This is a genomic window from Phycisphaerae bacterium, assembly GCA_035275405.1.
GTDB lineage: Bacteria > Planctomycetota > Phycisphaerae > UBA1845 > UTPLA1 > DATEMU01.
This window is the reverse complement of sequence record DATEMU010000008.1, coordinates 73,669-99,391: the sequence shown is the minus strand read 5'-3', so window position 1 is coordinate 99,391 and position 25,723 is coordinate 73,669. Positions and strand designations below refer to the sequence as shown.

The 25,723-nt window shown below is 61.5% G+C and carries 23 protein-coding genes; 15 read left to right on the top strand and 8 right to left on the bottom strand.

Features of this window, described 5'->3' with window-relative positions; all coding sequences use genetic code 11:
* From VJZ71_11615 to VJZ71_11605, 3 genes are all read right to left on the bottom strand, one after another.
* Positions 1 to 1,188, bottom strand: coding sequence for a hypothetical protein (locus VJZ71_11615; GenBank protein ID HKQ48708.1), 1,188 nt, complete (start codon positions 1,186 to 1,188; stop codon positions 1 to 3).
* Between the two features lie 82 nt (positions 1,189 to 1,270).
* The gene (locus tag VJZ71_11610; GenBank protein HKQ48707.1) at positions 1,271 to 1,651 is read right to left on the bottom strand and encodes a DUF5655 domain-containing protein; all 381 of its coding nucleotides are present in this window, start codon (positions 1,649 to 1,651) and stop codon (positions 1,271 to 1,273) included.
* 227 nt (positions 1,652 to 1,878) lie between these two features.
* Positions 1,879 to 2,019: a hypothetical protein gene (locus tag VJZ71_11605; protein ID HKQ48706.1), complete on the bottom strand. Its 141-nt coding sequence runs from the start codon at positions 2,017 to 2,019 to the stop codon at positions 1,879 to 1,881.
* Positions 2,020 to 2,118: 99 nt separating this feature from the next.
* Here VJZ71_11605 and VJZ71_11600 point away from each other — a divergent pair, with 99 nt between their 5' ends.
* Positions 2,119 to 2,853, top strand: coding sequence for a B12-binding domain-containing protein (locus VJZ71_11600; GenBank protein HKQ48705.1), 735 nt, complete (start codon positions 2,119 to 2,121; stop codon positions 2,851 to 2,853).
* 184 nt (positions 2,854 to 3,037) lie between these two features.
* On the opposite strand, the gene VJZ71_11595 is transcribed toward VJZ71_11600, so the two are convergent.
* Positions 3,038 to 4,822, bottom strand: a complete 1,785-nt coding sequence (locus VJZ71_11595; GenBank protein HKQ48704.1) for a kelch repeat-containing protein — start codon at positions 4,820 to 4,822, stop codon at positions 3,038 to 3,040.
* A gap of 598 nt (positions 4,823 to 5,420) precedes the next feature.
* Between VJZ71_11595 and VJZ71_11590 the strand changes: the two genes are divergently transcribed.
* From VJZ71_11590 to VJZ71_11550, 9 genes are all read left to right on the top strand, one after another.
* Entirely contained in the window at positions 5,421 to 6,692 is a 1,272-nt protein-coding gene (locus tag VJZ71_11590; GenBank protein ID HKQ48703.1) for a class I SAM-dependent rRNA methyltransferase, read from the top strand.
* 14 nt (positions 6,693 to 6,706) lie between these two features.
* A complete protein-coding gene (locus VJZ71_11585) occupies positions 6,707 to 8,428 on the top strand; it encodes a hypothetical protein (protein HKQ48702.1) in 1,722 nt (573 codons plus the stop codon).
* A 149-nt stretch (positions 8,429 to 8,577) separates the two neighbouring features.
* Positions 8,578 to 9,066 (top strand): ferritin, encoded by a 489-nt coding sequence (locus VJZ71_11580; GenBank protein HKQ48701.1) that lies wholly within the window; start codon positions 8,578 to 8,580, stop codon positions 9,064 to 9,066.
* A 183-nt stretch (positions 9,067 to 9,249) separates the two neighbouring features.
* The gene (selD, locus tag VJZ71_11575; protein ID HKQ48700.1) at positions 9,250 to 10,236 is read left to right on the top strand and encodes a selenide, water dikinase SelD; all 987 of its coding nucleotides are present in this window, start codon (positions 9,250 to 9,252) and stop codon (positions 10,234 to 10,236) included.
* Between the two features lie 115 nt (positions 10,237 to 10,351).
* Positions 10,352 to 11,320 (top strand): hypothetical protein, encoded by a 969-nt coding sequence (locus VJZ71_11570; GenBank protein HKQ48699.1) that lies wholly within the window; start codon positions 10,352 to 10,354, stop codon positions 11,318 to 11,320.
* A 29-nt stretch (positions 11,321 to 11,349) separates the two neighbouring features.
* On the top strand, positions 11,350 to 11,637 hold the full coding sequence (locus tag VJZ71_11565) for a small basic protein (protein ID HKQ48698.1): 288 nt from the start codon (positions 11,350 to 11,352) through the stop codon (positions 11,635 to 11,637).
* Positions 11,638 to 11,731: 94 nt separating this feature from the next.
* Positions 11,732 to 12,868, top strand: a complete 1,137-nt coding sequence (locus tag VJZ71_11560) for an aminotransferase class I/II-fold pyridoxal phosphate-dependent enzyme (protein ID HKQ48697.1) — start codon at positions 11,732 to 11,734, stop codon at positions 12,866 to 12,868.
* Positions 12,869 to 12,944: 76 nt separating this feature from the next.
* Complete coding sequence (locus VJZ71_11555) at positions 12,945 to 13,898, top strand: hypothetical protein (GenBank protein HKQ48696.1); 954 nt, start codon at positions 12,945 to 12,947, stop codon at positions 13,896 to 13,898.
* The gene (locus VJZ71_11550) at positions 13,895 to 14,998 is read left to right on the top strand and encodes an ATP-binding protein (GenBank protein HKQ48695.1); all 1,104 of its coding nucleotides are present in this window, start codon (positions 13,895 to 13,897) and stop codon (positions 14,996 to 14,998) included. Before VJZ71_11555 ends, VJZ71_11550 begins: the two co-directional genes overlap by 4 nt.
* A 15-nt stretch (positions 14,999 to 15,013) precedes the next feature.
* On the opposite strand, the gene bamA is transcribed toward VJZ71_11550, so the two are convergent.
* Positions 15,014 to 17,395, bottom strand: coding sequence for an outer membrane protein assembly factor BamA (bamA, locus tag VJZ71_11545; protein HKQ48694.1), 2,382 nt, complete (start codon positions 17,393 to 17,395; stop codon positions 15,014 to 15,016).
* A gap of 301 nt (positions 17,396 to 17,696) precedes the next feature.
* On the opposite strand from bamA, the gene VJZ71_11540 reads away from it, so the two are divergent.
* Positions 17,697 to 18,428 (top strand): outer membrane lipoprotein-sorting protein, encoded by a 732-nt coding sequence (locus tag VJZ71_11540; protein ID HKQ48693.1) that lies wholly within the window; start codon positions 17,697 to 17,699, stop codon positions 18,426 to 18,428.
* A 13-nt stretch (positions 18,429 to 18,441) separates the two neighbouring features.
* Here the strand turns inward: VJZ71_11540 and VJZ71_11535 are convergent, their stop codons facing one another.
* The gene (locus VJZ71_11535; protein ID HKQ48692.1) at positions 18,442 to 20,385 is read right to left on the bottom strand and encodes a transketolase; all 1,944 of its coding nucleotides are present in this window, start codon (positions 20,383 to 20,385) and stop codon (positions 18,442 to 18,444) included.
* A 127-nt stretch (positions 20,386 to 20,512) separates the two neighbouring features.
* Here VJZ71_11535 and VJZ71_11530 point away from each other — a divergent pair, with 127 nt between their 5' ends.
* The 4 genes from VJZ71_11530 to VJZ71_11515 all read left to right on the top strand — a co-directional run bounded on the left by VJZ71_11530 (position 20,513) and on the right by VJZ71_11515 (position 23,599).
* The gene (locus tag VJZ71_11530; GenBank protein HKQ48691.1) at positions 20,513 to 20,758 is read left to right on the top strand and encodes a hypothetical protein; all 246 of its coding nucleotides are present in this window, start codon (positions 20,513 to 20,515) and stop codon (positions 20,756 to 20,758) included.
* Entirely contained in the window at positions 20,755 to 21,123 is a 369-nt protein-coding gene (locus VJZ71_11525) for a putative toxin-antitoxin system toxin component, PIN family (protein HKQ48690.1), read from the top strand. Before VJZ71_11530 ends, VJZ71_11525 begins: the two co-directional genes overlap by 4 nt.
* Before the next feature lie 183 nt (positions 21,124 to 21,306).
* A complete protein-coding gene (gene murA / locus VJZ71_11520) occupies positions 21,307 to 22,572 on the top strand; it encodes a UDP-N-acetylglucosamine 1-carboxyvinyltransferase (GenBank protein ID HKQ48689.1) in 1,266 nt (421 codons plus the stop codon).
* A 175-nt stretch (positions 22,573 to 22,747) separates the two neighbouring features.
* Positions 22,748 to 23,599, top strand: a complete 852-nt coding sequence (locus VJZ71_11515) for a hypothetical protein (GenBank protein ID HKQ48688.1) — start codon at positions 22,748 to 22,750, stop codon at positions 23,597 to 23,599.
* A gap of 131 nt (positions 23,600 to 23,730) precedes the next feature.
* On the opposite strand, the gene VJZ71_11510 is transcribed toward VJZ71_11515, so the two are convergent.
* Positions 23,731 to 24,183 carry a transposase gene (locus VJZ71_11510; GenBank protein HKQ48687.1) on the bottom strand — a complete coding sequence of 151 codons (453 nt, stop codon included), beginning with the start codon at positions 24,181 to 24,183 and terminating at the stop codon, positions 23,731 to 23,733.
* Positions 24,184 to 24,414: 231 nt separating this feature from the next.
* Positions 24,415 to 25,359 carry an SMP-30/gluconolactonase/LRE family protein gene (locus VJZ71_11505; GenBank protein ID HKQ48686.1) on the bottom strand — a complete coding sequence of 315 codons (945 nt, stop codon included), beginning with the start codon at positions 25,357 to 25,359 and terminating at the stop codon, positions 24,415 to 24,417.
* Between the last annotated feature and the right edge of the window lie 364 nt (positions 25,360 to 25,723).

Here is a 25,723-nt window from a genome sequence, read left to right as displayed (position 1 = left end):
CTATGGGTGGGATTTCGAGGCCTCGTCAGCAAGAGAATCGACACGCGACCACAAATGCCACGGGGAGGCTTGTTCCACCACGCGGCCATCTTTGTCGAGCAAAACGGCAGTGGGAAACTGATCGATTCCCCATCTCCTGATTGTGCAAAGATCGCCGTCGAGGAGGACGGGGGCCGAAAAATCAATGTCCTTGTGCTCTCGTTGAATTGGATCGACGACCTTCGCCTGATAGTCCTTTGCGTCGCGAACATCAGGCAGGCAATGAATCAGAATACGGTCGCGCTTTTGCGCCTGATCTAACTGGCGATAGAGTTCGAAGAGTTTCTTGATGTCCTCCTGTGACCCGCACCCAATGGCTTGAAAAAAGACAATCAAAAGAGGTCGGCCCTTGTGGGTAGTAACCACATCGGGCGATATGGCGCCGACGCTTCCCGTCGTGCAGAGCGGCGGAGGGACCTTTCCGGCATAAGCGAGAATGAACTTGGGTTTCAGCTTCGCTTCTATGCGCATTTCCTGACCCGCCTGATTCTCGTCAATTACAAGATCCCGCAGCCGCATCGCGCATCCATCGCTTTGAACGTAATACTTGTACTGTCCTGGCGGTAACCGGAATTCCGTGGTTATACGGTCTTCCTTTGGCGATCGGTCGAGATGGGAGTTGTAGATATTACTCTTGCTGGCAGCGTGGATGACGCCAACGCTAACGAACGACTGGACTGGGTCTTCCGGTAGCGGACGCACCATATCCAGCTTGACCGTAGTCATTTTTTCCAGTCGCACCTCCGTTCCCTGCCGCGTAAGAATGTCGAGAAGATCGACGAAGCGGAGAATCGCCCCTTCGCGATGGTCGCGACTCATCAGAAAGTAGGTTTCGGGAAGCTCGGATGTCGCAATCACGAAATTCAGAAGTCCCTCCTGGTCTGCTGTAACTCCGTTTCGAGCGTAAAGCTCGTTAATGTGGGCCATTGGGCCGTCAAGTTTGCTTCTCATATCTTTCGAGATCTTCGAGAATGGGTGGTCTGGTCCACACTCCATGAAACTCCACATGTGCCCTGCCATCGCGGCGTGCGCATCTGTTCCGTCCGCATGTTTCACCTCAACTGAGACCTCGACCCTCTCCGGTTCCTCTGAAAATGCGAAGGAAGGTAATAAACAGAGTACGCAGGCTGTTGGAACGTAAAGGCGCATGGAAAAACCTTCGTCGGGCCGTACTTCTCAATCCCCGGAAAGCCTAGTCGGGCCCGGGGGACTCGCGCAACGCCCGTTTTTATTATTTTTTGGCCAATGGCCTTTGGCACCCAATCGCATACGCCTCACGGAGCAGTGGGCCGAGGTCACGGTCGATGTCCGCCGGTCTCGTGAATCGGAAGTAGTGGTAATAACAACCGGGCATGTAGTTCGCCACGCGATTCAGGCGGGGATGGGGGACTTCGCGGGATAGCCACAAGCCCGCTTCCAGCCAGTTCTTACGGACGATCACGCTGGCGAAGCGAACCCGCACGGAGAAGACGATCCGCGTCTTTTGGGAGATGACCGTGATGGGTCCGCACTTGCGCGCCGCCGCCAGCCATTTGTCGAACGTCTTGTGAAAGATGGGGTCCTTCCCTCTGAAATGATGGTCCAGAGTGTAGTTGGTGCACGAATGTGACAAATTCCGGGTAACGAATTCATGTCCGCACTTCGGGCACCGCCATAGCGGCTGCAGTTTTTTCGACCTCGGAGGCGGTTTTTTCATACTGGATCGCCCTCTAATTCGGAGTGCTTTTTTCGGACGGGCCGTGCATGGGGCACGCACTCAGCGGGATTCTCGGGCCTTGCTAATTTGGTGACCGCACAAATGCGGATGGGCACTCAAGAAAAAAACGGTCCCGCGCCGACTTACATATTGCCCATGTTATCTAAGTTACCCAAACTTTCCAGAATACTCACCATCAACAAGATGCCCAAGCTCTGCGGCTTCGCTGCTTTGTCCTTCGGCAATTTCTGCGCCTCGTCGCCCTTCGGGATGTCGGGCTTCACTACGAATCAGTCGGATCAGAGCGACCGGTGTAACGCGGGAGGCGATTGCACCGGCTCGTCGAATACGACGCAACGGCTCTGATCCCCACGGAGACTCCCTTGTCCACGCACGAACTCCTCAATCGTTATCTCGATCCGCTCCTTCAGGGCCAGCGCCACGCCTGCCGCGAGATGGTGAAGAGCGCCCTCGATCAGGGCATTCACCCGCGAAACCTCTACCAGGATCTGCTTTGGCCGGCGATGGCCCGCGTCGATCAGCTTTACCGCGAAGACCGCATCAACCTTGCCTCCGAGCACATGGCCACGCGGATCAATCGCACGGTCGCCGATCACCTGCAGACGCGGCTCGATCGCAAGAGCCCGATCGACCGGCGGATCCTCATCACCTGTGCCGCCGGCGAGCCGGAGGAGTTCAGCGCCCAGATGTGCGCCGATCTCTTCGAGGCCGACGGCTGGGAAGTATTCTTCCTCGGTGGGGGGGTCCCGCACGATGAGACGATCTCCCTCGTGGGTCAACTCCAGCCGCACCTGTTGCTCATCTTCGGCAGCCGGCCGATCGACGCCCCGGCGGTCCGCGAGCTGATCGACCAGGTTCGCGAGATCAACGCCTGCCCGACGATGAACATCATGGTCTCCGGTGGCGTCTTCAACCGCGCGGCGGAGCTGTGGAAGGAAGTGAAGGCCGATCTCTTCGCGGAGACGGCGTTGGAAGCCCTCGAATTAGCCGGCACGGCGGAGCCCAGGGAAGCTGAAATGCGGATTGCCGGCGCGCCCAAGAAGCGCCGTCGCCGCCGCCGACCGCCGCTGCTCATGCAGGAAGAGGCGACGGTGTAATCTGGTAATCCACCGAATAGCCTTCTCATATTTGCAGTACCGGATTTGCGCCGAGACGATAATCGCCTGCCATCGAGTTCGGTCAAATGAGGTCATCACGACTGAACTGTGTTGCGGCGAGCTACTTCTTGTAGCTATTCGAACGCTACGCGTGTTTAAGGCACCGCGGTATTCGTGAGTCAGGTCACGGTGGGCCGTACTCCCACGTATCTCCCAGCCATTCATCACGGATCCCCCCAAAGAGCACGGTTACGCCACGTGAGTCGTCAAAGGCCATTGCGTGACTATACCGAGACTGAGGGTTCATCGCCGGGATTCGCTGTTGCCACTGGTGGCCATCCCACTCCCAGATTTCGTTAAGGTATTCACTGCCCGGAAAGTAACCTCCGAACAGCAAAGTCACGCGACGGGTGCTATCGTAGGCGAGCGCGTGCCAGACCCTGGCCGCGGGACGGATCGACGCGGTTTGCGGAGAGAAGGGGGCGTCGCCCTCAAAAGGAGTAGTCGTTGACACAGGCTCCACGATTTTGAAACGCCGCGACCAGTTCTGGCCATTCCACTCCCATACTTCCCCGAGGCGATCGTTGCCGGTTCCTCCGAAAAGCACGCTTACGCCCCGCGCACTGTCGTAGGCCATGGCATGTGCATATCGAGCCGACGGGCTGTTGATCGAGAGGCGCTGTTGCCAGTTCATCCCGTCCCACTCCCACGTGTCGCCGAACGTCGTGCCTCCCTCGCTACTCCCTCCAAACAGAACGGTCACGCCGCGTGCGGAGTCATAGGCCATTGCGAAAGCGCTTCGCGCGGGCGGACGGTTTGGCGAGGTGCGCTGGCGCCAGGAGCTTCCATCCCACTCCCACGTGTCGTCGAGATGGCTCCCATCATATCCTCCAAAGAGAACGACGACGCCGCGCCCGCTGTCGTAGGCCGTCGCATGATCGTATCGTGGAGACGGACTGACGTCTGAGTTTCGCTTGAACCAATTCGTTCCATCCCACTCCCAGGTATCGCCGAGGTTGTGATTTGTGGGATTCCAGCCTCCGAACATGACGCTCACTTGGCGGGCCTTGTCGTGAACAAGAGAATGATTGGCGCGCGCGGGTGGGTGGGGTCGCTCAGTCCAATTCTCGCCATCCCATTCCCACGTGTCGCCAAGTCCAAAAATTGTACCCACGGTGTCGAAACCTCCATAAGTGACAACAAGGCCACGAATGGAGTCATATACCAAACCATGGTATTTTCGCCTTGGCGGTTGGCTCGGTGGGTTGCGCCGTTGCCAGTTCGTTCCATCCCATAGCCACGTCTCGTTATCTCCCACAAAGCCGGGCCCCCCTGCGAACAAGACCGTTCTACCATGAAGGGCGTCGTAGGCCATGGCATGACCGTTTCGCTCGGAAGGCCTGGTAGCCGGACTGCGTTGCTCCCAGTTGCGACCGTCCCACTCCCAGGTATCGCTAAGGGAAGCTGAATCGTATCCGCCGAAGAGAACGCTAAGCCCGCGGGCCGAATCGTAGGCGAGTCCATGACCCCTCCGGGCCGATGGGCTTGTCACGACCGTGCGCTGCTGCCAAGTGGAGCCATCCCACTCCCACGTGTCGTCGAAGAAAGCGCCGATTTCCGGCGAGCCTCCGAAGAGGACAATGGCACCGCGAGCACTGTCATAAGTCATGGCGTGTCCGTATCGCGTCGGCGGACTGAAGGCAGAATGACGCTGCTGCCAATTCGTGCCGTCCCACTCCCATGTGTCACCCAGAGAACTGACATGGTCGTAGCTGTCAGTGCCTCCAAACAAGACCGTAACGCCGCGTCCGCTGTCGTACGCCAAGGCGTGTCGGTAGCGAGACGGTGGTCGTGTTGCCGGCAGGCGTTGGTGCCAGCCGGTCCCATCCCATTCCCAAGTCTCTCCCAGGAAGCCGCTACCCCGCCCACCGAATACCACGGTCATTGCGCGCGCGCTGTCGTAGGCCATGGCCACTCCGTAGCGCCCGCCGGCGAGAGATGTAATAGGCTTCCATTCGAGCGATTGAGCGGCTGCACTACTTGCACCGAGAAGTACAACCAACCCTACTAGTGGTCCGCGTCGGTTGAAACGTCGGGTTGCCAGGGAGCGGCAAACCAACCAAGACCAAGCCGCAGTGGGCTGATGATCCCGAAAAATCGACCGAGACGGCGCACTGGCCCCACCAAAGGAGACCGTTCCAACAGATTGTGACATGATGAAACTCCGGCTCCCCCAGTGAGCATCACTTCGAACCGACGGGGAATCTCCCCGTCAACGAAGGACTCGGAAGCCGGTCATGAGAATCGCTTGGGAAGGATGATGAATGCTGTTATACGGTCAAAAAAAAATAATATCGTGCCTCGCGATCCATCACTCATAGCCGACCAAGTCCGCTAACAGTATACCCCCTCCCCAAGAGTCCGTCCACCATCCGCCACGGAACGAAGCGCCCGCTCGGCCCCGCCGCCGACCGCCGCTGCTCATGCAGGAAGAGGCGACGGGGTAGGGGGCGGGCTCGGTCCGCCGCATACTTGCATCGCTCGGGTCGCGCCCGGACGATGGGCCAATGCCCCCGCCGCGAAAGTTCGCGCCGCGCCGTCCGACTCGCTCCATCGCGACATCCGCGCAGGCCCCGCCAAACGCCCAATCGCCGTGGGTGCTGCTTCGGTCGGCGTCGCGACATCCGTTTATTTACCAGCGGATGATCGATGGCGCGGATGCCGCCGCAAGACCGGGCGATGTCGTCCAAATCTACGAAAAGAGCGGGCTTCTGTTCGGCAGGGGGTTTTTCAATCCCGGTTCGCAGATCGCGCTCCGCGTCCTTACGTATGGCGATGCGCCCGTCGACGACGCGTTCTGGCGAACGGTGATCGAGCGCGCGATTACCCTCCGCCGCCAACTCAACCTGGACGCCGTGACCGACGCGTACCGGCTCATCCACGCCGAAGGCGACGGTCTCAGCGGATTGATCGTCGAGCGGTACGCGGACCATCTCGTCTTCGAGTTCTTCTCGCTCGGCATGTTCCAACGACGCGATCAACTCGCGGAGATCATTACCGGCGCCCTCGGCCCGCCGACGCGCCTGGACCGGCCCGCAGGCGCCGGCGACAAGTGGCGGATCGTTCACAGGGCGGACGAGCGCGTGGAAAAGATGGAAGGCTTCCATGTGCCGGACGTTTCGAAAGGTGCCAGCACTCGCGCCCTTATTCAGGAGCACGGTGTTCGTTATCGCGTCGACATGACAGGGGGGCACAAGACCGGCTTCTTCTGCGATCAGCGGGACAACCGCCGCCGCTTCGCAAACCTCTGCCGCGAGGCAAACGTCCTCGATCTCTGTTGCTACACCGGGGGGTTCGGGCTGTCCGCCAAGATTCTCGGCCAGGCGAAGGAGGTCATTTCGGTCGACCTCGACGAGGCGGCGCTGGCCATTGCCAGGGAAAACGTCAATCTCAACAATGCCCGCTTGGCCCTCATTCACAGCGATGCCTTCATCTATCTGCGACAGATGATCGCCAACGGCCGCATGTTCGACGCCGTCGTGCTCGACCCGCCCAAGCTCGCGATTTCCCGCGAAGATGTCGACGATGCAATGCGAAAATACTACGACCTCAATAGTCTCGCCATGCAGGTCGTCCGACCCGGGGGCATCCTCCTGACGTGCAGTTGCAGCGGTCTTGTCTCGCCGCAGATGTTTACTCAGACCGTGCACCGTGCCTCACGCTATGCCCGGCGGACACTGCAACAGTTCGAGGAGACGGCCGCGGCCCCGGATCATCCGGTCCTGCTCGACTGTCCCGAATCGGCCTATCTCAAGGCGATCTGGCTTCGCGTCCTGTAGAATTGACTCCTGCAATGAGCAGTGCGAAGACACGAATCCGATCGGCCCCTAGGAACGGCGGCAAGTCTCAATCCGCAATCGCCAATCCGCAATCCGCAATTGGTCTCGTCGTTGCCGGTCTCCTCGTTACCGTCGCGGTTTACATCGCCCACTGCATCTACTTCTGGGCCTATGTCAACGACGACGCGTACATCACTTTCCGTTACAGCCGCTTCCTCGCCATGGGCCGCGGACCGTACTTCAACATCGGAGAACAGGTTGAGGGCTACACGAACTTTCTCTTGATGCTGCTGGTCACTCCAATCATCGCCCTCTTCGGAGAGTCCAACGCCGCCCCGTTCGCCAAGGGGCTCGGCATCGCGGGCGGCGCGCTCGCCATCGGCGCCATCGGGGCATTGGTCTGGCGGATCGGGCGCGCCACCGCCGATTCGCCGCTACGGAGCGGTGTCGCCGCCATCCTCGCCGCCGCGCTGGTTGCCGTCTTTCCGGCCTACGCCCTCAACAGCACCAGCGGATTGGAGACGATGCTGCTCGCCGGGGAGATTTCTCTCGGTCTGCTGCTCGGCCATTTATTCATGGAGAGCGGTCGTTGGCGGGGGGCGGGAATCGCCTTCGCCTGCGCCGCCCTCACGCGCCCCGAGGGCATCCTTTTTTTTGCCATCTACTGGCTTGCTCAGCTCGTGGCCCAGCGGCCTGCCCTTCGGTCATTCCGCATTCCGAATTCCCCATTCCGAATTCACCTTTTTGACGCTCTCATCGTCACCGTCGTCTTCGCCGCGCACCTCGTCTTTCGCCTGATCGCTTACGACGGCGAATGGCTTCCGAACACTTACTACGCCAAGGCCGGCGGCTTTTGGAAAGTCGCCGCTGCCTCCTACATTGGTCACGGCGCGTTGCGCCCGTTTTTTGATATCTACGGCATCGGCGCCGGAATCGGCGTCGTCGGCTGGATCCTCTCGGGCGCGACGCGCCGCGCGAGCCTCCCGCTCTTCTGCATTGCGGCAGCGGGGGCGCTTCTACCATTTGTGACCGGGACGGATTGGATGCTGGGCTGGCGTCTGCTTATGCCATTCCTTCCGGTCATTGCCGGCGTCGTCGCAATCGGCTGGTGTCGGATCGCCACGCTCCTCGTCCGCCATCCGCGCTGGCTCGGTCCGCCTCTGGTGCTGCTGGCCGTCCCCTTGCTCTGGTATCTGCGCAGCGACGATCGCGCCTTTTTCCACGACCACATCGCCATGCGCGCCCGCGGTTACAAGACCGGCCACACGGCGCTCGCCCAGTGGCTTCGCTCCGGCGCGGCGAAGAAGGGCGATACCGTGGCGCTCATGGACATCGGCATCGTTGGCTACCTCTGCGTGGACCAGACGATCCTTGACATCACGGGGCTGACGGATCGAACCATCGCCAAGAGCACGGGAGAGTTCATGCGCAAGGAATACGACACGCGTTACGTCCTGGGGCGCAAGCCGGAGTTCATCGTGCTGGTCTTTGGCGCCCCCGGGAATCCCGATGTTCCCGCGCCCCTGGGCACGCGCTTGAAGCCCTGGTCCACAAACGACACGCGCATTTGGAACGACCCGGATTTCAGGGCCCGGTACGTCCGACCGCGACCGGTCTCGCCCCGCGCCGCGTATTGGACCGACAACGTAGCGGCCCAGCTTGGCGCCGAGCGCGTCTTCGAGCACGCCCATCCCGGCAGGTACTATCTATTGGCCGCATTTAGACGGTCCGATTGATGGAGAGCGGCCGCCCTCGGCTGCCATTCCGTCGCAAACACAAATAAACTCCCTGTTAGCGATAGGATGGATCGTTATTGATCGGCCGCGCGACGAGCCGTATCATCCAAACAGACTGTCCGACTACGGCTTTTCAGGAGACTTACGCCATGATGATTTCCGCCAAGATGAACGACCGGCTCAACCAACAGGTCGCCAACGAACTCAACGCCGCGCACAAGTACCTGGCCATGTCCTACTGTTTCGACGCGATGGGGCTGAAGGTCTTTGCCCAGCGGTTCAAGCAACAGGCCGTCGAAGAGCAGGGCCACGCCCTCAAGATCGCCGACTTTATCAAGGATGTCGGCGGCAAAGTCGTCTTCGACGCGATCGACAAGCCCAAGGGGGACTATTCCAACGCCAAGGCGATCGTCAAGGCCGCCGTGGACAGCGAGCTGACCGTGACGGCCCAGATCAACGAGATCGTCGCCCTGACGGAGAAGGAGACGGACTACGCCACGCGAAGTTTCATGCAATGGTTCGTGACGGAACAGGTGGAGGAAGTCTCCTCGATGACGGAACTGCTGCAATGGGTGACGCTGGCGGGTGACAACCTGATCCCGCTGGAGACGCGCCTGGCGCAGTCGATGGCGTCGTGAGACCAAGGACTAAGGGAATGAGAGATTAAGGGATTGAGGGGGCGGTCGGAGCCTCGCGTACTACTTCTTCCCTTATTCCCTCAATCCCTGTTCCCTCAGTCCCTTTCTTCAGGAGTTCCCGTGGCACCCGGTCGCCAGATCAAGCTGACCAACTACGCCTCGTGCGCCGGCTGAGCGGGCAAGCTGCCCTTCGAGGCCCTGGCGCAGGTCCTGCGCCGCCTACCCGCCACGACGCACCCCAACCTGCTCATCGGACCGGAACATTACTCCGACGCGGGCGTGTACAAGCTGCGCGACGACCTTGCCATCGTGCAGACGGCCGACTTCTTCCCGCCGCTCGTCGATGATCCCTTCACCTTCGGCCAGATCGCCGCGGCCAACAGCCTGTCGGATTGCTACGCGATGGGGGCGACGCCGATCACCTGCCTCAACATCGTCGGCTTCCCGGACAAGGACCTGCCCGTCGAGATTCTGAGCGAGATCCTCGCCGGCGGGGCGAGCAAGGTCGCCGAATCCGGCGCGGTCATCGTCGGCGGTCACTCCGTTCGCGACAGCGAGATCAAATACGGCCTGGCCGTCACGGGCACGGTGCATCCGGATCGGTTCCTGTCGAATCGCGGCGCCCGGCCGGGCGATGTGCTGATCCTGACCAAGCCGATCGGCTCGGGCGTGATGACCAGCGCGGCCAAGAGCGGCAAGATTTCGCAGGATGATCTGGCGGAAACGATCGCCGTCATGACCACGCTGAACGCCGCCGCCGCCGAAGTCGCGCTTGCTGTCGGAGCCCACGCCTGTACCGACATCACCGGCTTCGGCCTCGTCGGTCACGCGGCGGGCATGGCCGAGGCGTCGGGCGTCACGATCGAATTGAACGCGTCTGCCGTCCCGCTGATCGGGCCAACGCTGCGACTGGCCGAGAGTGGCGTATTGACGCGCGCCTGGAAAAGTACACTCGAATCCCTCGGCTCGCGATTCCAGAACAACGGCGTCGCCGACGCGCTCGTGGGCGTGCTCTCCGACGCCCAGACCTCCGGCGGTCTGCTCATTTCCGTCGCCCCCGACCGCGCCGACGAGGCGATATCAGTTTTTTCGAGTAATCATCTATGGCCTGCCGTCCGAGTCGGCAAAGTGGGTCCAAAATCAGACGCTGACGTTATCTGTAGGGCATGACAAGGGTTTTGCCGTTTTGTCCTTTCCGCGTTATCCTACCAAACCGGCAGGGCAGCCCGTTCGTACCGGCTTTATGCAAGCCCGAACCGACTACCCGGCGATTGGAAGAGCGGCCATGAAACCCCGACGCGGACCCAGCCTTTTTGATGTGATGAGCAAGGCGCCCATCGCCGCGACGCCCCGCGAGCGGCCGCGGCTCTCGTGGCTTAAACGGAAGGTGGCCGCGCCGGTCCTTTCCGTCGCCGAAGCGCTATCGGAAGAGGAGGCGGCGGCGGAACTGGCGGCGCAGCATCCGGTCGAGTTGCCGGAACCTGGAGTGCCCGAACCGCGCCTGCCCAAGCCCATCGAGGCCGAGCCGCTGAAGCTTTCGACCGATCCGATAGATTCCGACGAGGCCGTCGAATCGCCCCCTATCTTCAGATTTGCAAACGGTCGCCTGTCGCTCCAACTCAGCACCCCCGCCTGCGTGGCGGTCGTCGGTGTCGTCGCCACGATTGCCCTGGCGGCCTATGTCGTCGGTCAGCGATCGTCCACTTCCCGCCTTCCGCCGGTCGCCGCTCGTGCGAATAATGGCGATCCGTCGGCATCGCCGCTCTTGCCGGCGCCGACATCGCCCCAGAAAAAGCCAAGTGCTGCCGACGCAGCGCTCCGCAATCCCGATTTGTCGCACCTTCTCCAGCGTCCCGCCTCGGCCGTCAACGCCAACAAGCCCGCACATGTCGCGGAAGAAGTCGAAGCGCGACCCTCGCCGGGAACTCCGGAGAGCCTTAACTATCTTCAGATCGAGTCTTTCCTCGTCACACGGGAGCGAAGCGGAGATGTGCTGGCCCATGATGTGGCGCATGTCCGCCAGTTTCTCCTCGAGCGCGGCGTGCGGACCTTTGCCCGCAAGCGAAGCAACGGCTTTGTCCTCTTTGCCGAACAGGGGTTCGCGCCGGGCAAGACCACGGCCCAGGAGCGGGCCGCGTTCCAAAGAAAAATCGAACAACTCGGCCAGGAGTATCGCACCGCCGGTGGCCGGTATCAGTTCAAAGGGTGTCTTTTCGTGAGTTTTTCGTCAACCAAGGCCGGCGATCCGGTCTAAACACGCAACGAGGTATTACTACGATGTCCATGGATCGTTCACTAAAGAGCAAAGCGTCGCTTTCGCGACATCGCAATGTCCTGTCCCGCGCCGAGCGGATCAAGCTCCTGACCGAACAGGAGAAATTCAAGCCGGACAACCGGCCGATCGGTCTGCCCAAAGTGGCCCACCGCAAGGTCGCGGTTGGCGGCAAGACGAAGAAGGTCGCCAAAGAGGGCGCGGCAGCGGAAGGGGCGCCGGCGGCCGGCGCGGCTCCGGCGGCAGCACCCGCGGCTGCACCGGCGAAGACGGCTGCAAAAAAGCCCGCCAAGAAATAGCATGAAATGGAATGGACAGGATTTTCACGATTCACGTGATTGGGGATTTCACCTGATCGGGATAATCCTGTAAGTCCTGTCCATTTATTCTTCGATGGATCCAGAAAAGCTCCTCTCCGATCGCACCAAAAAAGTCGAGTATTCCGGCATCCGCAAGTTTTTCGAGCTCGCCGGCCGGATCAAGAACCCCTGCGATCTTTCCATTGGAATGCCCGACTATGACGCCCCGGACGCCGTCAAGGACGCGGCCATTGCTTCCATTCGCGCCGGAAAAAACCGCTACACCCCCAGCGCCGGTCTGCCGGAGCTTCGGGAACGAGTGACCGCCGAGGTCCGCGCGACCCACGGGGGCGATCACGCCGTCCTTATTACATCCGGCGTCTCCGGCGGCCTGACGCTCGCGCTGCTATCCGTCGTGAACTCCGGCGACGAGGTCGTGTTCTGCGATCCGTACTTTGTCTCCTACCTGCATCTCGTCCATCTTGTCGGCGGCCGGCCCGTTCCCGTGCCGTCGTACCCGGATTTTGCGTTTCGTCCCAAAGACATCGAAGCGGCGATCTCGCCGCGCACCAAGGTGCTGATGATTAATTCGCCCGGCAATCCGACCGGCCGAGTCATGACCAGCGCCGAGATGGAGGCCGCCGCGCGCATCGCCCGCGAAAGGGACATCCTCCTCATCTCCGACGAGATTTACGACAAGCTCTGTTATGACGGTCCGTCCCCGTGCCCGCTTCCCCTGGCCCCGCAAAACACGCTTATCCTCCGCGGATTTGGCAAGACCTACGGCATGACCGGCTGGCGGATGGGTTACGCCGCCGGCCCGGCTTGGCTGATCGGCGAGATGACCAAGCTTCATCAGTATACGTACGTGTGCGCGCCGTCGATGGCGCAGGCCGCCACGCTCACGGCGCTGGATACGGACGTCTCCGCACATGCCCGCGACTATGCGAAGAAGCGCGATCTCGTCTGCGAATTGCTCAAGCCGTGCTTCGAATTTGTACGACCTTCGGGTGGGTTTTATGTCTTTCCCAAGGTCCCCCCGAGTTTCTCCAACTCCACGCAATTCTGTGAGGCGGCGCTCTCCCAAGGCGTCATCGTCATCCCCGGCAACGTATTTTCGGGCGTGGACACCCATTTCCGAATCAGTTACGCCGCTCCGGACGACACGCTTCGCAAGGGGTGCGACGGTCTTTGCCAGCTCGCGCGAAGCGGGCCAACCAAGGCGAATTGACCTTCACTCGTCCGGTTTCTACAGTCTAGGGAACCGGATGCTCTTCAATCACGCTTTTACTCACCGAACCTCGCTGATGGGCACGAGGTTTTGCCCGCGCGCGACGGCGGCGATCGCCATGCTCGTCCTCGCGGGGGGTTGTCCGCCTCCGCCCAATCCCGACCCCATTCCTACGCCCCCGGCGGACCTGAACGATAATCCGCTCATCCAGCGCCAGCCCTCGTCGGCGGGCAACTCAATCTTCGATCGCCCGATGACGCGGCTGGCGGTCGAGATAAAAGTGCATCGCATCTCCGCGCCGCGCGGCGTGTTCACCGGTGACGCGGAAATCTGGAAAAAGGTCAATGGGCCGGTCCCGGCCGCGGCCATTACGCAGCAGTTAACCGACAATGGATTCCGCGCTGCGGTGGGGCGGGAATCGGATCGCAAGCCCCTCTTGGACACGCTCGACCTCCTCCGCGAAAAAGTTGACCTCCGCGCCGTCCCGGACCAGACCGTGCCGGACGCCAGCAAGCTGGTCGAGTTGGAACTCGGGCCCTGCGAGCCGCGGCTCACGCTTTTTTATCACCCGCCGCATGGCGGCCTCCGTGGGATGGATTTTGTCGGCGCGACGGCCAAACTGCTCCTGGCCTTCGAGATGCGTTCCGCCAATCTGCACGAGGTGACGCTCAAGGTGGTGCCCGCTCTTGAGGAGCCGCCCGGCCCGCCGCGCTGGGTGATCAACGCGGATGGGACCGCCGAGCAAGTTCCGGAACAGCGGCGGCACGTGTTTGATGACGTCGTCCTGACGGCGCAGATCCCGGAAGGCGGGTTCCTGCTTCTCGGCGCGGGCGACATCGTGTACGATCTACCGTATCTGGGACGGCCGTTCTTCTTGCAACAGGAGGTCCGACCGGCGGAAGCCGCCGGCGAGACGCATTGGCGGGAGAGCATCTATATCATCAGCCCGATCATCCGCTCGCAGACGGATCGGGTTGAGACGCGCGGCGCGGACTTGGAAGCCGATGGCCGGCAGGCACTGAAACGATGACGCTGGACGACCAGTTCTTCAAACATCTTGCCCAAAGCCTGGGCTTCATTTTCGTCGCGGTGGATCGCGAGCTGAAGATCGTCTTCTGGAACCAGAAGGCCGCCGAATACTTCGGCCAATCCGCCGAACAGATGATCGGCCGGGATTTTCTGGAGGTCCTCCAGGAAGCCGAGCGCGACGCGGCGCAGCGTCTTTTCGACTCGACGCTCTCCACCAGCACTTCGGGCGAGATGGAAATTCACTACCAAAGCGGCGACGAGCCGCGGAAGACGCTGGTGCTCATCACCTCGCCGATCATCGACGGCACCGGCGCCTGCATCGGGGCCTCCGCCAGCATCCGCGACATCACCGAACGCCGCCGGCTGTCCAGGGAACTCGGCAAAACGCGGCGCATGGCGTCGCTCGGAAAAATGGCCGCCGCCATCACCCATCACTTCAACAATATCCTCGGCGGGATGATGACCAGCATCGACTACGCCCTCCCCAGCGACAGCGCCCGCGAGCTCCGCCGAACGCTGCGCCTCCTCGCCCAGTCCATCGGCCGGGCGACGCGCATCACCAAGCAGCTCTCCGCCTTCGCCGCTTCCGAGAACCAGCAGGACGAGTGGAGTGACCTCGGACCGGTCATGGACCGGTTCATCGAACGGCTCCGCCGGCAGGCCGAGGCGGCTGGCATCCACCTCGTCGCGCGGATCGACGCGATCCCCTCCGGCCCATTCGAATCCAACCGGCTGACCTCGATCCTGGAGAGCCTCGCGCAGAACGCGATTGACGCGATGCCCGAGGGTGGCACGCTCACCATCGAAATGACGCATCAGGAGGAAAGCGCCGTCATTGTCGTCTCGGACAGCGGCTGCGGCATCCCCGAGGAATCGCTCGACCACCTTTTCGAGCCGTTCTACACGACCAAAGGCGAACTCGGCGCCGAGGGCGTCAACATCGGCCTGGGCCTCGCCGCCGTCCACGGCTTGGTGACTGAAATGGGCGGCACGATCTCGATTACCTCCAAGGTGGGTCAGGGGACCCAGGTCCGTCTACGGTTTCCGCTTCATCGGGAGCGAGGAAAGCTTGAGCCAACGGCGGCCGCACAAATGCATTGAACAATTGCAGCGTCGTTAGAACGTCGTGCCAAACGAGAAATTGAAGACCTGCGTATCGTCGTCGTCGTCCTTGGCGATGGGGAAGGCCAGATCAAAAGACAGCGGAATGGGCCCGAAGTATTTGATATAGATTCGTGCGCCTACGCCCACGCTTGCCCGCCACTGGTGGATGCCGAAATCTTCCTCGACCGTCCCCATGTCCAGAAACGTCACGCCGCGGACCGTCTGGCCCACCACGGGGAAGGAATACTCCGCGTTGGTGAGCAGCATGAAGTCTCCGCCGACCGCGTCGTCGCGAATCCCTTCGCGCGGGCTGATCCCGCGAAACTCGAAGCCGCGGATTGAGCCGATGCCGCCCGCGTAGAACCGCTCGAAGACCGGCGCGTCACTGAAGATCTGGCCTATCGTCGCCCCGAGCTGCAGGATGTGCTTGCGGTCGAACGTATCTTTGTGCAGCGTGAAGTAGTGTTCGTATTCGCCGATGACCTTGCTAAACGACCAGTCCCCGCCGAGCGCCCCGACCTGCTCCCACGAGCCCTTGAGCTTGGTGCCCTTGCTTGGCAGCCACGCGCTGTCCGTCCGGTCGCGGACCAATGTGCCCTTGAGCGACGTCAAGAAGCTCGTGCCCTTGGCGTCCTCAATATCCCTTGCCGACAGCCATTCCACGTCGCTGATTTTGACTGATTCAAACCGCGAGGCGATTTCCGCGGCCCATCCTTTCAGCAGGCCTTCGCGGAAACGCTTGTCGATGCTGCTGTAAAACCCGATCCGTTGTTCGTCGTATTCGTCGCGCCCGCGCTCAAAGATGTAGACGCCCAGGCCCAATCCCAGGTCCTGATCGAGCAAATACGGTTCGCGGAAATCAATCCGCCCGCGCGTCAGTTCCGTACCGGGTTCGAATTGCGTCCGGAGCGTCTGGCCGGCACCGCGAAAGGCCTTGCCCTTGAAGAGTTCGGTGCCGGTTCGCGGCCAATCAAAGATGTCAAAGTTCCGTTGCTCAATCGAAATCGAGCCGACCAGGCCGCTGTTCGACGTGACGCCCACGCCGAAGAGGATCGTCGCCGTTTCCGCCTCGGTCACATCGACCAGTGCGTCGCGGACCGCCGGCGTCTCGCCCTGGGGCGTGATGGTTGCCTCTGAAAATAACCGCGTCTCCACCAGCCGCTGCTCGGCGGCCTTCGTCTCGACGGTGTTGAAGAGCTGCTCGGGATAGAAACGCAGCTCGCGGCGGATGACCTTGTCCTTCGTCCGCGTATTGCCGCGAACGACGATCCGCCCGAAGCGATATTGTTCGCGTTCGTTCACCTGCACCGTCAGGTTGACGTAACCGTCTTCCTCGTCGAAGACGTGCGTCGTCGTCACCTCGGCGTAGATGTAACCCTCCCGACCATACTCGGCGAGGACCTTCTCGCGGTCGGCCTTCAAGATATCCGCGTCGATCGGCTTGCCCACGGCCGACTGCATAACCGAGGCGATACGGTCGTTGTCATAGATATGGTTGCCGACGAATTTGATGTCCTTGATGATGTGCAGGAGCCCTTCGTCGATCTGAAAGATCAGCGTCAGATCGGACTGATTCTCCGCCAGGTCGATTCGATAGCCGACCTGCGCGTTGAGATAGCCGCGATCGACATACCATTTCTTGATCGTCGCCGCGTCGCGCTCGGCGGTTTCATCATCAAACGCCCCGGTGCGGAACAGCCACAGGTAGGTGGCCGTCTCGATCTTCGAGCGGAGCGTGATATCCGTGTAGGCCGTATTTCCCTCGAAGAGGATCTTGCGGACTTTGACCCGCGGTCCCTCGGAAATATAAAACAAGACGCGCTGCTCATTTTTCAGGACTTCCTCATCGGCTTCAACCGTCACATGGTAATAGCCGCCCTCCTTGTACTTGCGTTCGATCTGCTGCTTCGCCTGGTTGACGAGGTATTCGCTGATCGGCGAGCCGGTCGAGATTTCGATTTCTTTCAGCAGCTCCGAGGTCTTATACTTTTCGTTCCCGACAAAATCGACACCCGTGACGAACGGCCGCTCCTGCACGACGAAGACGAGCACCAGCTTGCCATCGTCCTCATGGGCCTCGGCGAACGGGCTGCCTTCAAATTTCCCCGTTCCCGCCAGACGCGCGCAGGCCGCCGCGATTTCCTCGCGGTTCCAGACGGCTCCCGGCGCAATGCGAACGATGCCCTGAAGATAGGTGGCGTCGACGCTGGAGAGCCCCCGGAATTCGACGCGATCGATCACGCGCCCCTCAGTTTGAACGGGAACGGCCTGCGCGCCGCCGGGCTGGAGCTGAAAAAGCCCCATCGTCGACGTGAGTGCCAGCACGGTACAAACCGCGACCGCCAAGGTCCGTCTGTAATCAAACGGACGAAACGTCCCTGTTTCAACCGCCATCCTGACCCTTTGTCAGCGGAGGGTGCGCGCAAGTCTCTGGGCCACGGTCAACGGGGAATATAACGCTGCCGTCGCTTCATCGAAAGCACGAATGCGCCATAAAGTTGCCACGAGGGGGTTCAATCTCGTGCAGGGGGTGAACCGGTAATCGCGCAACGCCTTCGATTTGCAACTACCTATAAAATAATAACTTATAGTCCGAGTCCTCGGAAGCCATCGTTCTCGGGTAGGATGCACAACGGGATATCAAGTAAGTTTGTGGCTGCCGCCCGTTATGGGCGGCGAGATGAAGGAACAAAAAATGACGGCACTGAGTAATCGCGTAATCGTCTTTGGGGCGGCGGTCTTTTTGACTTTTTCGCCCGCCTACGGAGAGACACTGGAATCGGTCAAGAAGCAAATCCACGAGCGGACGTCGCGTTTGAAGACGCTAAGCTACAAGTCGCATTTTGTGTCCGTGATGCAGACGCCCGAGATGACCATCAAAAGCGAGAACGACCAGGTCGCACAGTTCGTGAGACAGGGTGACCAGATGTTTGCACGAATCGAAGTGACGTCGAACACAACTCAGAGATTCGGCGGTCAGGAACAGAAGATCCCTTCGACCATGCTGTCTGTCTCTGATGGGCAATACCAATACACTTACTCAGAGTCCGCGGGACAAAAATCCGCATTTCGACAGAAGCTCGATCCGGCCAAGCAGGTCAATGTTTTCGATACGCATAAGATGTTCGCCGACCTGGAGAAGACCTTCGCGATCAAGGTGCTGCCCGATGCCACGGTGGATGGCAGATCCTGCTTCGTTCTGGAAATGACTCCCAAGGACCCGGCCGCGATATCGGGTATCTCGAAGACCGTCTCGTATTTCGATAAGGGCGACGGCATCATCCGAAAATCCGACACCTATGATCAGGACGGCAAAGCCACGACCACGTCCACGACCACCGACGTGAAGGTCGATGCCGCCATCCCCCCCGACCGATTCAAGTTCAAAGCCCCCGAAGGTGTCACGATCCAGGACATGCCCTCGTAGTCAAGGGACAGTCTTACTGAAGAATTTCGCGCGCCCGCCGCGTGATATCGCTTTCAGAGAGGCCCGCATAGGCCATGATCTGATCCGTCGTCTTTGCGCTCTTGGGGATTTTCCGGCAGGTCATCGACCATACGCGAATTCCCCCGTGTGCGGCGGCCGCCTCCGCCAGAGCTCCGCCCAGCCCCCCAACATAGTTGTCCTCGACGCTCAACATGCGTCCCCCCGTCTTCTTTGCCGCCGCCAGGATCGGCTCGGCCCGCAATGGGAATGAATACGCGTCGATCAGCGTGCAGCGAATCCCCGCCGCCGCCAACTCCGCCATCGCTTTCTTGCAGACATGCACCATGTACCCGGCGGATACGAGCGTGATCGCGTCACCTTCCGCCAGCACGTGACTGCCGCCGACCTCAAACCGCGTGTCCGGCTTATACAGCAACTCGACATCCGGCCGATGTGTCCGCATGTAACACATGCCGACATGCTGCGCCATCAACCACGTGCAGTGATAGGCCGCCACCGCGTCCGCCGGCTGAAACGACACGCACGCCGGTCGCCCGGCCCCGTCATCGGCCTCGCTGGCGCTGCGAAAATAGGCGACGTCCTGCAAACTCATCTGGCTCGGACCATCCGCCGCCAGTGAAATCCCCGCGTGCGAGCCGACGATCTTGATATTTGCCCGCGTGATCTGCGCCATCTCGATCTGGTCGTACGCCCGCGCGACGAATTTCGCGAACGTGCTGACGAACGGGACAAAGCCGGCGGCCGCCATCCCCGCCGCCGTCGAGATCATATTCTGCTCGGCGATCTTGCACTCGATGAACCGCTCGGGGAATTTCTCCATGAACATCTCCGAGAACGTCGAATTTCGTACGTCGCCGTCCAGCGCCACCACGCGGGGGTCGGCCGCCCCCAGCGCCATTAGCGCCGCCCCATACGCCCGCCGCGTCGCAAGCTGACCCTTCGCCAGGGCCCCTTCCAAACCCGCCCGTTGCATCGCGGTCGCGAACGTCACCGGAACGAGGTCCTTGGCCGTGGGCGACGGGCCTCCCGTGTGCGCCGACATCGGCGGTGGCTTCGATACCCCTCCGCGCGCCACCCCCAGCGCCTCATACATCCCGTCCAACTCGGCGATCGCCTCTTCGACTTTTGCCGTGGCCACCGGCTTGCCATGATTCGACCGATCCTTGAGCGATTCGCACCCCCATCCCTTTTGCGTACGCGCGATGACCGCCAACGGCCGTTCACCCGACGCGGCATCGGCAATCGCCCCCTTGATCGCCGCGGGATCATGGCCATCAATCGTTACGGCCCGCCACCCAAACGCCTCCGCCTTCGCGGCGAGCGATTCCGGTGATTGCTGCCGGGACACGTAGTCCGCCTGGCCTTGTCCGTTGCAATTGAAAATAGCGACGACGTTGGTCAGCTCCCGCTCGGCGATCAGGTCCATCGCCTCCCAGATCTGCCCCTCGCGAGACTCCCCGTCGCCGATGATCGTGTAGATTCGCCGATCGCTCTTCGCCAGCCGCGCGGCGATCCCCAGCCCCGCCGCGACGCTCAACCCTTGACCGAGTGATCCCGTCGCCGCATCGAAAAACGGAAACCCCTCGGCAGGGTTCGGGTGGCCGTCCAGCGGGCTCTCCGTCTCCCGCAGTGTATTCAAATCACCCGGCATCAGTTTCCGCGCCGATCGCCGGTCCTTCCCCACCACCCCGCCCAAATCCGCATACGCCGCATAAACCGCTGGCACCGCATGCCCCTCGGACAACACCAGCCGGTCATTCCCCAAGTCCCACGGATCCGCCGGGTCCCAGCGCATGACTTCGTGCATCAGCGTTACGACGATATGCATGATCGAAAGGCCACTGGAGGGGTGCCCTGACCCCGCCGCGGTCGTCATTCGCACGACCTGCTTCCCCAGTTCAATCGCCTTGGCGTGAATCGCGTCCGATGATTTCATAGTCCCTCCATGAGAATCGCGGTCAAAAACCGGTAGTTTCGGGTAAGTCGCCGGCGTTTGCAATTGCTCCGATAAGGGAGGACGTGGCCTCGCCCCTTCGATCAAAAACGCGATATAATACAAGCGTATGGCGATTTCACCCTCACAATCGATCGTCGATCAGGTAAAGGCCCTGCCGCCGGACGAGCAACTCCGCGTCGCCGAAGCCATCGACAAATTCACCTGGGCCCAGCGTTGGCGCCGCGTCTGCGAACGGATCGAGGCCCGGGTCCGGTCTACCAATCCAATGAGCGACGATCAGGTCGACGAAGCCGTTCGAGAGGTTCGTAAGGAGAAGTCCCTATCCGATCGATCCTCGACACCTCAGTCTTGATCAGCTCCCTCATCAAGGGCTGGTGGCGGCAAATCGCCGACGCGGTTGAAGTCGGCCGCCTCACTTTGATCACCTCCCCGGCGGCGATTGATGAGTTTGTAGATGTCTCCCGCCGTCCCCACATCGCCAAGTTGATTGATCCGGAGGATGCTGAAGAAGTGGCCAACTTGCTTCGTCGCGCCGAGTTGTTTAGGCCCGCTCAGATTCCCACGATCTGTCGTGATCCCAACGATGATTACCTACTTGCCCTGGCGGCGACCGCCACTGCGGATCGGCTGGTCTCAAGGGATGAAGACCTGTTGGTCCTCCGGCAGCACGGGAATACCAAGATTGTGCCAATCGCCGAGTTCCTCCAAGAGCTATAAAGCCAACGGGCGCCCCGGGACGGTGCGGGGGAGCATTCTGCCGATGCACAAGTAGTGTCAAAACCCCTGGTTCGCGCAGCCCGACCGCCTCAGTATAATCCCTCGCATCAGGACGGTTGCGGGGCGGCGCCGACCCCTATCCGGCGAAGCCGCCGCAACCAGATCATACACGGAGGTATGCACGTGGACTGTTTCCAGATCACCGGTGGCAATCGACTTCGCGGCACTGTCGCCGTCAACGGCTCCAAAAACGCGGCCCTGCCGATCATGGCCGCGGCGATCCTCACGGAGGGCGAGACCGTTCTGCGCGGCGTCCCGCAGCTCGAGGACATCAAACACCTGACCTTCCTCCTCGAAAAGCTCGGCGTCAACGTCTGGCGCGATGAAAAGGGCGGCCTTCATCTCAAAGTCGAAGACGAGATGAACTGTCACGCCGAGTACGAACTCGTCCGCAAGATGCGTGCCAGCGTCTGCGTCATGGGCCCGCTCCTCGCCAAGCGCCGCCAGGCCCAAGTCAGCCTACCCGGCGGCTGCAACATCGGCGACCGCCCCGTCGGTCTCCACCTCCAGGGCATGGAGGCCCTTGGCGCTGAAATCGAACTCGTCAGCGGCGACATCCATCTGAAGAGCAAGCGCCTCAAAGGCGGCGAAATCTTCCTCGGTGGTCCCTTCGGCTCGACCGTCCTCGGCACGGCCAACGTCATGATGGCCGCCGTACTTGCCGAGGGCACGACCGTTATCGAGTCCGCCGCCTGCGAACCCGAAATCACCAACCTCGCCGACTATCTGATCACCTGTGGCGCGCACATCACCGGTCACGGCACCTCGCGCATCACCATCGAAGGCGTCAAGAGCCTCCGCGGCTGTGAGCACACGATTATTCCCGACCGCATCGAGGCCGGCACCTTCATGATCGCCGCCGCCATCACCAACGGCGATGTGAAGCTGACCAACTGCCGCCTCGACCACCTGCTCGCCCTTGTCGACCGCCTCAAGGCCGTCGGCGTCAATGTCGAACGGGCGAACGGCACGGTTACCGTCTCTTCGTCGCGCCGGCTCGAGCCGATTACGGTCACGACGCAGCCGTACCCCGGCTTCCCGACGGACTTGCAGGCCCAGGTATTGACGCTCCTTTGCCTTGCCGACGGCAACAGCATCATCACCGAGAAAATCTTCCCCGACCGATTCACCCACGTCGCCGAACTCGGCCGCATGGGCGCCAGGCTCCGCAAAGAGGGCCCCACGGTCATCGTCGAAGGCGTCAAACAACTCATCGGCGCCCCGGTCATGGCCAGCGACCTCCGCGCCTCGGCCGCCCTCGTCCTCGCCGGTCTCGTCGCCAAGGGAAAGACCAAGCTCGCCCGCGTCTACCACATCGATCGCGGCTACGAGCACATCGAGCAGCGCCTCATCGCCCTCGGCGCCGATATCCAACGCCAGCCGGAGTAGTAGCGGCCGGCGCCCCTGCCGGCCGAAGAGATGTAGGGCAGGGTCAAGTCTTCGAGACCTGCCGCCCACGGATAGAAGGAGCACGGATGCTCAACCAAGATTCAAATCATGTTGATTCTGTAAATACTGTCTTTTCCTCCTCTGCGCCTCCGCGCCCCTGCGTGAGATTTGTTTCATGAACTGCGTCCACTGCGACTATCTCCTCTGGAACCTCCCCGAGAACCGCTGCCCGGAGTGCGGCAATGCTTTCGAGGTCACCGATTTCGCCTTTCCGCCGGACAAGGTCGAATTTCTCTGCCGCCATTGTCATCAGGGCTACGTCGGCACGGACGATCGCGGCCTTCCCTATCCGCGCAAGTTCACCTGTGTCGGTTGTTGCCACCCGCTCGACGCCGCCGAAATGACGGTGCGGCCCGTCGCTGACAACGTCGTCGGCGAAGCGCTTCACTTCGGCACGCCCTGGCAGCACCGCCGCCGCGTCGGCTTTCTGCGCGGCTTCGTCGACGCCGTCGCCCGCATCTCCATCTCCCCCGGCGAATACTTCCGCCTCGCCGCCGCCAACAGCCGCGACGGCTCCGCCGGCTTCAGCATACTCTGCGCCTACGTCGCCCTCGCCGTCTTTGCCGGTCTCCTGCTCCTCTTCCACGGCAGCGGTCTGGCCGCCTGGCTGCCCGATCCGCTCAAGTTGATGAAATCCCCGGCCCTTGTCATCCTCCTCATCGCGGTCCCCTTCGCCCAGATCGCCTGGAACTATCTCTACGGCCTGCTCATCCAAGCCGTCCTCCTCGGCCTCGGCCACCATCGCGGTCAGTATGAATCCTCCGTCCGCGCCGTCGCCCTCGGCAGCGCCGTCCTCCCCGCGATCCTGCTCCTGCCCCCTGTCGGTCTCTTCTGGTACCTCTGCGTCGTTTGCAGCGGCATCGAAACCCTCCACGCCACCACCCGCGCCAAGGCCCTGACGGCGACGCTCATCCCCATGCTCATGGCGCTCAACATCGCCCTTGGTACTTGGTATTTCGTTTCGTAGGGCGGGCCCCGCCCTCCGATCCAAGCTTCAGCCCGAAGGGCTGACCGATAGTAGCCAGTGGCAAGCGCAGCGCCGCCACTGGACGACGAGCCGCCCCAATGTCCTCGACCCTGAAAGGGTCGGATAATCGCTCACCCCCACATATATCGCTCGTCGTACGGCGCATTGTATTTTTTAACGAACGCGAGGTATTCCTCTTCAAACGTAACGGTGCGATGATGTTCTTTCTGGCGAGCGATGTATCCTTTGAGATCATCCACCTGCGACTCGCCAATCGAAAACCCGCCGTAGCCTTCCTGCCACTGGAAATCGGCGAAATACGCGGCCTTGGTTTTGATCCATTTCGATGAGTCTTTCTTCACGTCCAGCATCAAATCGGCCAGCGACCCCGTTTTGGACAGGCTGAAAAGCAGATGCAAATGGTTGGCCGTACCGCCGACGCTCAGAAGCGGCGACTGCGCGTTGCGACAAATGCCGCCGATGTAGGCATAAAGCTCCGGCTCTATTTCCGGTTGGATCAAATTCGCGCGGTTCTTCGTGGAGAAGATCGAATGGACGAGGAGTCGCGTGAGCGTCTGAGCCATCGCGCGAGAATCGTGCCTCGCGTCCGGCAGAGCGTCAAGACGATCCCTTCAGGATCGAAATCAATGGGGGTCGCTTCCCAAGACAGGGGCGACTGCCCCTGCCTACTTTAGACCAGCCCTTCGGGCTGAAGAGCGTGGATCAACCCGAAGGGCTGACCAATAGTAGCCGGTGGCAAGCACAGCCCCGCCATCGGTTGACGATCCCCCAATTTTTCTCGAGCCCGAAGGGCCCTACCGCGCACCCGGCATCTGTTCAACCGTCGCGATAATCGTCGACTTCCCATCCGCCGAAATCTTCCTGACCCGCGGCAACCAGGCCAGCCGGTCGTCTCCTGCGACATGCAGGTACTCGAGCACGTACACGTCGCCGCCGAAAAGCGCCACCGCCGTCGGCGACCACGGGCTTTGGAGTTGGAGCAGCGTGGTGAACTTCCCGTCGGGTGTGATCTTCAGCACCCGCGCGTCCCCGCTGTCCGCCACGTACATCACGCCGCGCGCATCGACGGCTAGCCCGCGGAGATAAGGCCGCTGCTCGACGCCCGGAATCGATCCCGGCGCGCCGGGACCGACCAGAGCGGAAACCGTCGCCACGGTCGTGACTTGACCCATCGCGCTGATCCGCCGAATGGCGTCGTCCTCAGTGTAGTAGAGGGAATTGTCGGGGCCGGCGGCGATGCCGTTGATGTGCATGAGCGGCCCCCGTGCCGTCGCGGTGAGGCTGGCCAGAACCGACGTCCGTAGCGACCGTCCTTTGTGGTGGCCAAATCGCTGCTCAGAAGGCAACATCCGCATGATCTGCAGACCATCGGGCGAACCGGATGGGTAATACAGATTGCCATCCTGACCGGTCGCGATGGGATAGTCGCTCGAGAGAAGCGCCGTCGGGCTCGTGCCGGCCTTCTCAATGTCGCCGCGTGAACCCGAAGGCAGCGGCGTATCGGCGAACCGATTGTTTGCGTCGAGGGACAGCCAATGAAATCTCGTGCCCGAAAGCTTCGACAACTTGCCCTGCGTGTCGATCTTCCACAACCCCGACCCCGTGTCGAGGAAATAGACTTGCCCCTGCCGGTCAACGGCGATGCCCGATCCGGGATGCGCCGACACGGGAGCGGAGATCAAACAGGCCCCGATAAGGGCCAAGACCGTTCGACGGCTTGCTAGGCGCCGGATTTGCATGATGGGCTCCTTTCCCGATCGACGGTCATTTCGCAATGATCGGCCGCGACCACATCCCTGAAGAACGGAAACCCCGCCGATAGTGAACACCCATTTTAGCGAACGGTGTAGACGGCCGACCCGATCTTCAGCCTGAAGGGCTGACCGATAGTAGCCGGTGGCAAGCGAAGCGCCGCCACCGGAACGGATCGCGACCGCCGCCAACATCCCCTCGATCCTAAAGGGATCGAATTCACCACTCGCCTCCCCGCCCCTAATTGAGGCACAGGGTCGTAGCCGCGGCCGCGAGCCCATGGAAAAAGAACGCGCCCCCATCCCTTTCCCTACCCCGAAGCGGGCGAAGGATCGCCTGTGCAAGAATCAC